The sequence below is a fragment of the Blautia sp. OM07-19 genome, assembly GCF_003481595.1.
In the GTDB taxonomy this organism is placed as follows: Bacteria; Bacillota; Clostridia; order Lachnospirales; family Lachnospiraceae; genus Blautia_A; species Blautia_A intestinihominis.
Window position 1 is genome coordinate 75,309 of sequence record NZ_QULA01000006.1, and the last position, 12,543, is coordinate 87,851.

The following is a 12,543-nucleotide window of genomic DNA, read 5'->3' on the forward strand; positions in this document are numbered from 1 at the left end:
AAATGGAAGAGGACCGCTTTGAAGTAATTGATCAGGATGCTTACGAGGCTGTGAATGCAAAAGAAAGAACAAGAATAACTTCTTTTGATGATGCCAGTTTTTATTATGTAGATGGCAGTCTGACGGAAGCAGTTATAGCTGGAAAGAAAAGACAGACTCGGAAACTGGCACAGAAACAGCCCGTCAGAAGAAGTCCTGCACTGGAATGTGCAATTGCACTTTCCACAAAGGGACTGACAGAATTTATGATAAGAACAATACCGGAAGTAACAGATCTGGTAAGAATGTCAGCAATCTATGAAGGCCGAAATCAACCATTACTGCAGCGATATATGGAAAACTATCCTGATCCAAAAGAAGGCGCGCGCGAACTCCGGACGTATCTCAGATGGCTGGCTAAAAGGAAAAAACAGGGCGGACAGATCAAAAGAAGTTTTTATGTTTTGCAGAAATATATGCATACAGAAAATTTTGCTTTTTTTAAGATGTTTGAACGATATATGGGACCGGAAACCGCCAGTATAATAGTACAGGATATTCAGGGAAAACTTATCGGTTATCTGGATAGGATCATAGATTATAAGAGGAATCGGAAACTGAAAATTCCAAGATCAAAACTGGGCTGGGGACATGTAGAAGAATGGAATCTGGAAGATGTAGAGAATCATGTATCGTATTTTATGAATCTGGTGTGCAGATATGGTCCGTATGATGTGACAGACAGAGTGGAAGAGTTTATGGAACAGGGAGTCTTTACCCTTGATCTAATCCGGCAGAGATCCGGCATGAAGAAAAATTTTGCAGCGATACATCAGTACATGGCGCAGGTATCAAAAGAGGATCCGAGAAAAAGGATCATGCCGGGAAAGTGGATGAAGCGTCTGATGCGCTATGCGGTTCCGGATAAGCTTCGGGAAGAAACAGATCCGATAACGGAATGGCTTATACAGCGAAATGACTGGAAACTTATAAAGTATGCGATCAAACAGAAATATATCGGCAAAAAGAATGCAGATGCGTTATTGAAATATACAGTTTTTTCTGGCAGGGAGGACACAGATCCGAGAATTATCGATTTACTGGTGGCACAAAAGAATGCGCAGTGATAAAATAAAGCTGATTTTATTGTAAAGTGAGGAATCAGAGATGTTATATTTTGTAAATGATTATTCAGAAGGTGCGCATGAAAAAATTCTTCAGCACCTGATTGACACCAATATGGAGCAGCTTGCCGGTTATGGCATGGATCACTACTGCGAGTCAGCCAAGGAGAAGATTAAGAAGGCCTGCGGCTGTGAGGACGCAGAAGTCTTTCTGCTGACAGGAGGAACGCAGACCAATCAGATTGTCATTGACACACTTCTGCAGCCATATGAGGGCGTTGTAGCGGCTCAGACGGGGCATGTCAGTACACATGAGGCCGGTGCAATCGAATTTACCGGACATAAAGTTCTGGAACTTCCACAGAAGGATGGCAAGATCTGTGCAGCAGATCTTCAGAAACTGGCAGAGAGATTTTATGGAGATGAGAACCACGAGCATATGGTTTTCCCGGGGATGGTCTATATTTCTCATCCGACAGAGTATGGAACCCTGTATTCCAGAAAAGAACTGGAAGAGTTGTCAGCCGTATGCAGAGAATACAAAATGCCCCTGTACCTTGACGGTGCAAGACTGATCTATGGAATTGCATCTACAGAGACCGATGTGACATTACAGGACATTGCAAAACTCTGTGATGTATTTTATATCGGTGGAACCAAGGCAGGCACACTTTGTGGCGAGGCAGTTGTATTTACAGGAGACAGCATGCCGAAGCATTTTCTTACAAGAGTAAAGCAGCATGGAGCACTGCTTGCCAAAGGAAGACTTGTGGGCGTACAGTTTGATGCACTTTTTACAGATGATCTGTATAAGGAAATCGGCAAAAATGCCATTGAAACGGCAGCAGTTTTGAAAAAGGGATTACAGGAAAAAGGCTATAAATTCCTGCTGGATTCCCCAACTAACCAGCAGTTTATCATCCTTGAAGACTCCAAGATGGAAGAACTTCGAAAAGAAGTCCAGTTCAGCTTTTGGGAAAAGGCTGACGATGCACATACCATAGTCAGATTTGCCACAAGCTGGGCAACCAGAATGGAAGATGTGCAGAAACTTCTTTATTTGTTATAGATTGTAAAACCTTTTTGTTTGTCGTATAATAAGGCTACTCAGACATGAAAAGGGAGGTAAAACATGAATAAACACGGTAAACGACTGATAACTCTCGCAGCACTGGCAACAACGACAACAGCTATCATCCACATTGCGAACAAAGTGGTTGCGGCATCAGCAGGTCTGAAGGAAATGCTTGATACAAATGGCAAAAATTATTACCATTGGCGTTTTGGTGATATCTATTATACAAGAAAAGGCAAAGGAAGCCCGATCCTTCTGATCCATGATATGCTTCCAGGCGGTTCCGGATATGAATGGAGCAGGATAGAGGATGATCTTGCACTGGAGCATACCGTGTATAACATAGACCTTCCAGGTTGTGGACGTTCCGAGAAACCAGGTATGACTTATACAAATTATGTATATGTTCAGAGCATCTGCGATTTCATCAAAAATGTGATCGGAGAGAAAACCGATGTGATCGTCAGCGGTTATTCAGGATCCTTTGTTATTATGGCATGCCGCAATGAAGAAAAATTGTTCAACAAGATCATGATGGTCAATCCGGTCAATCCGGGAGCCCTGAAACAGATGCCGACGAAGAGAGACAAACTTTTCCGCAAGTGTCTGGAAGTCCCGGTATTTGGAACACTGGTTTACCATATGGTCGTATCCAGAACAGCCATCAATAATGAATTCATCGAGAACTTTGCCTTTGACCCATTCCATCCACTGCGTGATCTGCAGGATGCTTATTATGAGGCTGCACACAAGGGTGGCTGCTATGCCAAGAATGTATATGCAAACAAAGTAGCAAAATACATGAATATCGATATCACCCGTGCACTGAAAGAGATTGATAACAGTCTTTATATTGTAGAGGGTGAAGCTGAGAACAATGGAGAAGCGACAGTAGAAGCTTATCAGAACATTAACCCATCTGTGGAAACAGTTACTCTTAACGAAACAAAACATTTTCCACAGGTAGAGGATCCGGAACATTTTCTGGAACAGGTTGGAATTTTCTTTTAATGCACAAGCCCTGTAGCTGACTGAACAGTTGATAAACAAATTCAGCCAGCCACGGGGCTTTTTTTAAATTGAGGAGAAAATATCAGCCCTGCTGTTTATACTTCGAAATCGCCAGAATCATAAATACAAAGGCAGCAATAAACATAGCTTCGATTCCCATGGATTTCCAGATTTCTTCTGCAACAGGTACGGGCAGGGTTTTGTATTGTGCAAGTGTTTCATTTATAGATTCATACCAGTAGACCGGCAGAAACTGAGCAATCTTAAGGACGCTTTTGTTCATAATACTCATTGGGACAAATGCTCCGCACAGAAAGCACATTCCCAGTGAAAGCAGGTTGGAGATTCCATTCAGCATATTGCTGTTTTTGACAAAAATCCCCACAAGATAGGAGAGCGAAAGTGCAATACCAAGCATCAGTGCCGTATTCAGAATATAGTATCCGATCAGAGGAGAAGTAAGGAACTCCTTATCAAAAAGGACACAGACACCTGCGACTGAGATCAGCCAGAGTACAGCTCCGAGCATAAACATTGCGAGCAGTCCTTCCATATTCTGACGACGCAGCGAGACTGCTGAGGCGCGCATTCGTTTCAGGATATCTTCTTTCTGAAAAGCCAGGAGAACATACCCCATGGAATAACTGAGCACAGCAAGAAACAGATAAGGAACATAGCGGAAATAGTAAATATAAGGTGGTGTTTCAAGATTATTTTCCGTACCTTTGTACATAGTTACTTCCGAGGCAGGCAATTCCATGGATGCATCCATGGCTTCCTTAAGGGAAAAACCTGCGGCTGTATAAGTACGTATGGAATTGATCCATGTACTGATCTGCTGATCTACGTAAAAAGAGGTATAAGAACCAGGGACTTTGGTGACGGAGAGAGGTTCTTCCTCTTCAATACATGTCTGGTAAAAATTTTCCGGGATCTGCACGATATAAGATGTATTTCTGTAAAAAAGTTCCTCCTGCATAACGGATGGTTCACTGGAGATTTCAGATACATTGTGGATAGTACTGAGGTATCTGATAAGACCCCGGGAAAGTTCGCTCTGATCTCTGTCTGCGACGGCAACATTGATCCGTGTCTTTTCAAAAGTACCGAGATGCTCTTTGCGGGCAGAAGCCTGAAGTGCGATGGCAATTGCAAAAAAGATCACCAGATATATCAGAAGCATTCCGAGATTTTTCTTTAAAATTTTTAAGTATCCTTTAAATACTGTCATAACGTTCCCTCCGGATAAGCAAGAATGAAGCAAGAACAAGCGCGGCACTCATGACGATCAGTGTGATCAGATTTCTGTAATAGCGTGAGGCATCGTCATATACATTAATACAGTAAAGAGCATCGGAGATCAGTGCAGCAGGATTGAACCTGTTGATGATCGGAGCGTGTTTTTCTACGGTGTCTTTCATAGAGCCGTTCATAAGTCCTGACAAAAAACAGCAGGACATGGAGATTGCGAGCATGATTCCGATCTTGATGCCTTCATTCAGTCTGCTAAGACTTCCGATAAACAATCCCATAGATACACCGATCAGGCTTCCGAACAGAGAAATAATCAACATTTTGCCGAACTGTCCCTGAAAATCTAGGTTCAGGATATTTCGCAGATACAGAAGCAGAACGATCACATCTGCGTACCCCAGCAGAAAAGAGGCAATCTGTTCTGAAAGGATCAGTTTCAGCTTGTGGGTAGGCGTGATGCAGCGACGTGCCGCCAGAGCCGTTAAATTGGCCTGTAAAGTGATCACAGAGCCAAAGCCGATAAAACATCCATAAAGACATCCCATTGCGACCAGAGCGTAAAAAAACTGCGAATTCCCATCTATTGTTTTGCCGTCGAGAGAGACTTCCCGGACAAGGTCTTTTGTATCTGACATCTGCCGGAGAGCGGAGAGAAGTCCGGAAGGATGTTTTTTCAGGATGGTCTGCAGCGTATGCAGATTGTTTTCATAACTTTCCAGGACGGACTGTAGAATGCTCTCAGGAATTCCCTGTCCATTGAGTGTAAGGCCTGGGATAGCCTGTTCATAGTAGATGCCGGAGATCTTTTTCTGACTTAATGCGTCAAGCGCATCCTTTTCACTCATTTCATGAAGAGCGATCAGTTCAGAATCTCCGCTTTGAACCTGATCAAGGAAAAAAACAAATACAGGATTGGCAGACTCTTTTACAAGTGCGACCTGCACGGTTTCAAAGTCCGCGTCATTCAGATTTCCAAATGCAAAAAAGAAAAAAGTGGCCATGATCAGCGGAAAAACAAGCGGCCAGAAGACCATATTAAAATTTCGCAGCTTGACCAGAAGGTTATATTTTATTAAATGCCGCATAGAAAAGATCCTTTCTTAAAAATATACATAATAATGCATAATTATACATCAATCACGAAGCTGTTTTCCAGTTATTTCAAGAAATACATCATTCAGTGTAGGAAGTTCAGAGAAAACCCTGCCAAATGTGAGATTCTGGCTCTGGAGGTAATTCAGAATCCGGATCAGGTTATGCTGTGCACCGGTGCAGCGAAGAGTGAGGATCTGATCTTCATAATGTACATCAAATACATGGGGAAGATTTCGGATATCCTGAAGCTGCTTTTCGGTCAGAAGAAGAGCTTCGACGGTGATCGTTTCGCCGGTTTTGATCATTTTCTTTAATTCTTCAGTGGTTCCGGATGCGATGACGCGTCCGTGATCCATGATCGCGATTCGTGTACAGATCTGTTCGACCTCTTCCATGTAGTGTGAAGTGTAGATGATCGTAGAACCCTGGCGGTTTAATTCCTGAATGCCCTCCAGGATTTTATTGCGGCTTTGCGGATCTACGGCGACAGTTGGCTCATCGAGGATGATAAGTCGTGGTTTGTGAGCAATCCCGCAGGCAATATTGAGCCTTCTGAGAAGACCGCCGGAAAGTTTTTGAGGTCGTGTTTTGCGGTAGTCTTCCAGTCCGACAAACCGGATGGCTTCTTCGACAAGTTCCCTTCGCCGATTTTTGTCATGTATGTACAGACCGCAGAAATAATCGATATTTTCAGATACAGTCAGCTCATCAAAAACCGCTACATTCTGAAGTACAATACCAATCTGCTGCTTGACTTCGTAGTTGTCAGGCGTCATTTTCTGTCCGAAGATCTCGATGTCGCCCTTATCATATTTCAGCAGAGAAAGGAGACAGTTGATCGCAGTTGTTTTGCCGGAACCGTTCGGACCGAGAAGACCGAAGATCTCTCCTTCTTTGATATCCAGATTCAGATGATTCAGAGCGACCAGATCTCCATATCGTTTTACAAGATTTTCTATATGAATCATAATAGTTCCTCCGGTCTCATATAATTTGAGGTTATGAAATGATTATAAAAGAAATCAGAAAGAATACCAAGTGTGCGATGTCATCAAAGAGACGTGACATTTGTCACTTTGTATGGGGCAGGGGAATATATTATAATGATTCTGAACAGAGATGTTTTTACGTAATTGTTTGCAGTAGTATCAATAAATAGTGAGGAATTGAGTGATGAGGTATTTTCGAGATACAGGAATACTTTTTCTGGGAGGAATCCTGCCATTATGTACACTCAGCCTGAATAGAGGGCTGGTACTGGCAATGCTAGAGACAGTGATATTAATATGTGGCAGTTACTTCTTTGACAGGAAATACACCAAAATCTTATTATGGAGTATATTTGCGGTATCATTTTTTGTAATGCCGGAAATAAGATTGTTCTGTCCCGTATTGATCTATATTCTCGTAAGAGAACAGGAGACGGTGACGACACTTTCAGGAGGGTTTCTGGGAACAATAATACTGATAAAAAATGACGCTTCTTTGCCAATAATGACAACTATATTACTGATTATAGAGGCTTTAGCGTGGATATTAGCGACTGATGCAATAAAGTACGACAAAATGTACTTTGAAATAAGAAGAATAAAAGATGACAGCGAAGAACGTACCATGCTTCTTGCAGAAAAAAACAAAGCATTGCAGGAAAAACAAAATTATGAAATTTATGCGGCAACACTTCGTGAGAGAAACCGAATTGCCCGCGAAATCCATGATAATGTAGGACATTTGCTTTCAAGGACTATCTTATTAACCGGTGCGGCAAAGACCTTAAATCGGGACAAGAATATGGAAAGTCTGTTGGAAGGACTGGACACATCACTGAATTCTGCTATGAACAGTATACGTTCAAGCGTACATAATCTTCATGATGAATCTGAAACTCTCAGAGAGATAGCAGAGGGAATTATAAAGGACTTTGAAAATTGCACGATGGAATACGATATGTCCGAAATAATACCCAATAAAATTAAATATTGCTTTGCGGCAATTATAAAAGAAGCACTGTCGAATGTTATAAAACACAGTAATGCGACAGCTGTAAAAATAGTACTCAGAGAACATCCGGCATTGTATCAGCTTTGTATCGAAGATAATGGAAAAGGATATTCAGAAAAGGAAGCAGACAGCAAAGGAATAGGATTAAAAAATATGCAGGAACGGGTGACATCACTTGGAGGAACCTTGCAGATCAATGGAAAAAATGGATTTCGGATATTTGCCGTAATTCCAAAACAACAGGATTAGAACAGTAAAAATGAGGATAAAATTAAGATGAAGATAGTAATTGTAGATGATGATTGTCTGGTTACAGAAGCGTTGAAGACGATCTTACAGATCAATGGGGACGTTGAAGTGGCTGCAACTGGAATCGATGGAGAGGATGCGTGCAGACTGTACAGACAGTATTGCCCGGATGTACTGCTGATGGACATTCGGATGAAAGGAATGAACGGATTGGAGGCTTCTGAACATATTCTGCAGGAGTATCCGGAGGCAAAAATCCTGCTTTTGATGACATTTCTGGATGATGAATATATAGTAAAAGCACTTCGGTTAGGGGCAAAAGGATACCTCTTAAAACAGGATTATGCCAGTATTCTTCCTGCGCTGCAGGCGGTAAATTTAGGGCAGACGGTTTTTGGAAAAGAAATCGTATCTAAAATACCAGATCTGATCAGGAAGGAAGAAAAGTTCGATTACAGTAGTTATGGGATCAACGAACGGGAACAGGAGATTATCCGTCTGATCGCTGATGGATACAGCAACAGAGAAATTGCGGCAGAGCTGTTTTTGAGCGAAGGAACTATCCGAAATTATCTGAGTGCCATATTAGATAAACTGCAATTAAGGGACAGGACTCAGGTGGCGGTGTTTTATTATCAACACAGGTGAATAATTATTAAAAAAATATACAATTATGTGGAAAAAGGTGCCAGAGAGGAGGCATATACAGGGAAAAAAGCGTGTGATGAAGCAGATAGAAGGGAAAAATGGGAAGATGAAAGAAGATATCAGGCATTAGGGAAAAGGAAAGAAAAAAGACAAATGTATTTAATAGAAAGACATGTGAGGCGACACTTCTTAACGAACAAATATTATGTAAACTAAAAGATGCCGACAAAGCTCATTCGTGATGCACTTTACCAGGACTGTTCAAAATAGATGAAACAGAAATGATTAATATTGTATGTTTCACGCTTATAAAATGTTTCACGTGAAACATTGACGGACGCGCTGTAAGATAGATGATATAGAAAGATATATTTGTAAACTTGTAAATTATAAACAATTCGTTGATGAAAATTTTCCTAAATTTTAATGTTTCACGTGAAACATTATGTGGAACATTAAAGGCAAAAGTGCTATAATTGATAGGTCGTAAATGATTTTGAAAGGAGGGTGAACTTTGGGAAGAATTATAGCAGTAGCCAACCAGAAAGGCGGTGTTGGTAAGTCTACAACGGCAATTAACCTTTCTGCATGCCTTGCTGAAAAAGGGAAAAAAGTTCTGGCAATTGACATAGATCCGCAGGGAAACACAACCAGTGGGTTAGGCGTTGATAAAAATGGCGTAGAAAATACGCTTTATGAATTGCTTCTTGGAGAAGCTGACATTAAAAAAACAGTTATAAAAGATGTAGTGGAAAATCTTGATTTAATTCCATCCAATATAAATTTATCCGGAGCAGAAATCGAATTGATTGGTGTGGACGATAAAGAGTATATTTTAAAGGGAATTACGGATAAACTTCGAAGAAAATATGATTATATTATCTTGGATTGTCCGCCGTCTTTGAATATGCTGACAATCAATGCATTAACAGCTGCAACTTCTGTCCTTGTTCCAATACAGTGTGAGTATTATGCTTTGGAAGGCCTTTCTCAGCTGATACATACGATTGATCTTGTAAAAGACAGATTAAATAAGAAACTTGCAATGGAAGGCGTTGTATTTACCATGTATGATGCCAGAACAAATCTTTCTTTACAGGTAGTCGAGAATGTAAAGGATAATCTTCAACAGAATATTTATAAGACCATTATTCCGAGAAATGTAAGACTTGCAGAAGCACCAAGTTACGGACAGCCTATCAATATATATGATTCAAGATCTGCCGGTGCAGAAGCTTATCGCCTTTTAGCTGAAGAAGTTATTAACAGGGAGGATAAATAATGGCAGGAAAAAAATCAGGACTTGGAAGAGGTCTGGATGCACTTTTTCCGGAAAAGGTTTCACAGGAAAAACCTAAAACTGTAAGAAGTTCTAAGCCAAAGACAAATACAGCAAGTACGAAATCAACAACAGAACAGTCCGTTGTAAAGGGCGAAACGATTGTAAAAATTTCAAAAGTAGAGCCGAATCGTGAACAGCCACGCAAGAAATTTGATGAAGATGCACTCCTTGAGCTGGCTGAATCTATCAAGATGTATGGCGTTCTGCAGCCGCTTCTCGTATCTGACAAGAAGGACTATTATGAAATTGTCGCAGGAGAACGGAGATGGCGTGCAGCAAAGATGGCTGGACTGAAAGAAATTCCGGTTGTCATCAAAGAATTTTCCGACCAGGAAATTGTGGAGATATCCCTGATAGAGAACATTCAGAGAGAAGACCTGAATCCTGTCGAGGAAGCAATGGCATATAAACGTCTGATTGATGAATTTAATCTGAAACAGGATGAAATCGCAGAGAGAGTATCCAAGAGCAGGACAGCTGTAACAAACTCTCTTCGTCTGTTGAAACTGGATCCGAGAGTACAGCAGATGATGGTGGATGAAATGATTTCAGCAGGACATGCGCGTGCATTGCTTGCTATCTCAGATGTAGAGAAACAGTATTCTGTAGCAATGCGGATTTTTGATGAGAAGCTCAGCGTAAGAGAGACAGAAAAGCTGGTAAAGACAATCTTAAACCCATCAAAGAAAAAAGAAACTTCGTCATCTGATTCGGCGGAAGATGCAATTTATGAAAGTCTTGAAGAAAAGATGAAGAATATTACCGGAACACGTGTATTTATTCACAGAAAGAAGAACAATAAGGGAAAGATAGAAATAGAATACTATTCAAGAGATGACCTTGAGAGAATTATAGATTTATTTGAATCTATCAGATAAAATAAAAGGGGTATGATATGAGTACAATTTTTGATAGTATTGGTATTGATCCTGGAATTGTTATCATTATTTTGCTTATTGTAGTTCTGGTATTGATTGCGTCTACAGTAAGCAGTAATATGAGATTGACTCGACTGGAGCGAAAATATAAAATGTTTATGAAAGGAAGCGATGCTCAGTCACTTGAGAAAACTTTCGTTCGTAAATTTGCACAGATCGATCATCTTTTTGAGGCAAAAGAGGATCATGAAAAGGCAATACGCACTCTGGCAAAACATTTCAAATTACTTTACAGCAAGTATGGTGTTGAAAAATACGATGCATTTGACGATGTTGGAGGAAAACTGAGTTTTGCGCTGGCACTTCTTGACAGAGAAAACACAGGTCTGATTCTGAATGCAGTACACAGTCGTGATAACTGCTTCCTTTATTTAAAAGAGATCGTCAAGGGTGAATCTTATGTAATGCTTAGTCAGGAAGAGGTAGAAGCACTTCGCAAGGCAGTTAATTTTGGACTTGGTGAAGTAAATGAAGGCGAAACAACGAAAAAATAAAATGGATATAACCACTTATTTTCAGGAGGAGAAAAAATGTTAGACATTAAATTTGTGAGAGAAAATCCGGAAGTTGTAAAACAGAATATCAGAAACAAATTCCAGGACAGCAAACTGGAACTGGTAGACAAGGTTATCGAACTGGACAAAGAAAACCGTGAGATCAAGCAGGAAGTAGAAGCTCTCAGAGCAGAGAGAAACAAGATTTCCAAACAGATCGGTGCACTGATGGGTCAGGGCAAACGTGAAGAGGCAGAAGAGGTTAAGAAACAGGTGGCTGCATCTGGTGCAAGAATTGATGAGCTTTCTGCAAGAGAAAAAGAAGTAGAAGAAGAACTTCTCAAAAACATGATGGTTATCCCGAACATCATTGATCCATCTGTACCGATTGGTAAAGATGACAGTGAAAACGTAGAAATCGAGAAATTTGGTGAGCCGGTTGTTCCGGATTATGAAATTCCATATCACACAGATATTATGGAAAGCTTTGACGGAATCGATCTGGATAGCGCAAGACGTGTTGCAGGTAACGGATTCTATTATCTGATGGGAGATATCGCAAGACTTCATTCCGCAGTTATCGCATATGCGCGTGACTTCATGATCAACCGTGGATTTACTTACTGTGTACCGCCTTTCATGATCAGAAGCAACGTTGTAACAGGCGTTATGAGCTTTGCAGAGATGGATGCCATGATGTACAAGATCGAAGGTGAGGATCTGTATCTGATCGGAACAAGTGAGCATTCTATGATCGGTAAATTCATCGATCAGATCGTTCCGGAAGAAGAACTTCCAAAAACACTGACAAGTTATTCCCCATGCTTCCGTAAAGAAAAAGGAGCACACGGACTGGAAGAGAGAGGCGTTTACCGTATCCATCAGTTTGAAAAACAGGAAATGATCGTTGTCTGCAAACCAGAAGAAAGCCCGATGTGGTTTGACAAACTGTGGCAGAACACTGTTGATCTGTTCCGTTCTCTGGATATTCCGGTTCGTACACTGGAATGCTGCTCCGGTGATCTGGCAGACCTCAAGGTGAAATCTCTTGACGTAGAAGCATGGTCTCCAAGACAGAAGAAATATTTCGAAGTAGGAAGCTGCTCTAACTTAGGTGATGCACAGGCTCGTCGTCTGAGAATCCGTGTAAATGGAAAAGATGGCAAGAAATATCTTGCGCACACACTGAACAACACTGTAGTAGCTCCTCCGAGAATGCTGATCGCATTCCTGGAAAATAACCTGAATGCTGACGGATCCGTAAATATTCCGGAAGCACTGCAGCCATACATGGGCGGCATGAAGAAAATTGAGAAAAAGACCCGCGCATAAG

The 12,543-nt window shown here is 41.0% G+C and carries 12 protein-coding genes; 9 read left to right on the plus strand and 3 right to left on the minus strand.

The features are described from left to right. The first annotated feature begins 2 nt into the window (after positions 1 to 2). The 3 genes from DXC01_RS06275 to DXC01_RS06285 all read left to right on the plus strand — a co-directional run bounded on the left by DXC01_RS06275 (position 3) and on the right by DXC01_RS06285 (position 3,189). The gene (locus DXC01_RS06275) at positions 3 to 1,106 is read left to right on the plus strand and encodes a hypothetical protein (RefSeq protein ID WP_118698538.1); all 1,104 of its coding nucleotides are present in this window, start codon (positions 3 to 5) and stop codon (positions 1,104 to 1,106) included. Positions 1,107 to 1,146: 40 nt separating this feature from the next. Then, a complete protein-coding gene (locus DXC01_RS06280) occupies positions 1,147 to 2,172 on the plus strand; it encodes a threonine aldolase family protein (RefSeq protein ID WP_118698539.1) in 1,026 nt (341 codons plus the stop codon). A 63-nt stretch (positions 2,173 to 2,235) separates the two neighbouring features. Further along, positions 2,236 to 3,189, plus strand: a complete 954-nt coding sequence (locus DXC01_RS06285; protein ID WP_118698540.1) for an alpha/beta fold hydrolase — start codon at positions 2,236 to 2,238, stop codon at positions 3,187 to 3,189. Between the two features lie 82 nt (positions 3,190 to 3,271). Here the strand turns inward: DXC01_RS06285 and DXC01_RS06290 are convergent, their stop codons facing one another. Genes DXC01_RS06290 through DXC01_RS06300 form a run of 3 tightly spaced genes read right to left on the minus strand, consistent with a single transcriptional unit; the run spans position 3,272 to position 6,506 of the window. Further along, positions 3,272 to 4,420, minus strand: coding sequence for an ABC transporter permease (locus DXC01_RS06290; protein ID WP_118698541.1), 1,149 nt, complete (start codon positions 4,418 to 4,420; stop codon positions 3,272 to 3,274). Further along, positions 4,407 to 5,528 carry an ABC transporter permease gene (locus DXC01_RS06295; protein WP_118698542.1) on the minus strand — a complete coding sequence of 374 codons (1,122 nt, stop codon included), beginning with the start codon at positions 5,526 to 5,528 and terminating at the stop codon, positions 4,407 to 4,409. The genes DXC01_RS06290 and DXC01_RS06295 overlap by 14 nt, the downstream gene beginning before the upstream one ends. A gap of 48 nt (positions 5,529 to 5,576) precedes the next feature. Continuing rightward, complete coding sequence (locus DXC01_RS06300; protein ID WP_118698543.1) at positions 5,577 to 6,506, minus strand: ABC transporter ATP-binding protein; 930 nt, start codon at positions 6,504 to 6,506, stop codon at positions 5,577 to 5,579. A gap of 457 nt (positions 6,507 to 6,963) precedes the next feature. On the opposite strand from DXC01_RS06300, the gene DXC01_RS06305 reads away from it, so the two are divergent. The 6 genes from DXC01_RS06305 (at position 6,964) to serS (ending at position 12,542) form a co-directional block, all read left to right on the plus strand. Then, the gene (locus tag DXC01_RS06305; RefSeq protein WP_243111561.1) at positions 6,964 to 7,788 is read left to right on the plus strand and encodes a sensor histidine kinase; all 825 of its coding nucleotides are present in this window, start codon (positions 6,964 to 6,966) and stop codon (positions 7,786 to 7,788) included. Positions 7,789 to 7,815: 27 nt separating this feature from the next. Further along, positions 7,816 to 8,436 (plus strand): response regulator, encoded by a 621-nt coding sequence (locus DXC01_RS06310; protein WP_118698545.1) that lies wholly within the window; start codon positions 7,816 to 7,818, stop codon positions 8,434 to 8,436. A 514-nt stretch (positions 8,437 to 8,950) separates the two neighbouring features. Then, entirely contained in the window at positions 8,951 to 9,718 is a 768-nt protein-coding gene (locus tag DXC01_RS06315) for a ParA family protein (protein WP_022213436.1), read from the plus strand. Beyond that, positions 9,718 to 10,656: a ParB/RepB/Spo0J family partition protein gene (locus DXC01_RS06320; protein WP_118698546.1), complete on the plus strand. Its 939-nt coding sequence runs from the start codon at positions 9,718 to 9,720 to the stop codon at positions 10,654 to 10,656. Before DXC01_RS06315 ends, DXC01_RS06320 begins: the two co-directional genes overlap by 1 nt. Before the next feature lie 17 nt (positions 10,657 to 10,673). Continuing rightward, entirely contained in the window at positions 10,674 to 11,210 is a 537-nt protein-coding gene (locus tag DXC01_RS06325; RefSeq protein ID WP_118252481.1) for a DUF4446 family protein, read from the plus strand. Between the two features lie 36 nt (positions 11,211 to 11,246). Further along, positions 11,247 to 12,542, plus strand: coding sequence for a serine--tRNA ligase (gene serS / locus DXC01_RS06330; protein WP_118252480.1), 1,296 nt, complete (start codon positions 11,247 to 11,249; stop codon positions 12,540 to 12,542). Position 12,543: the final 1 nt, after the last annotated feature.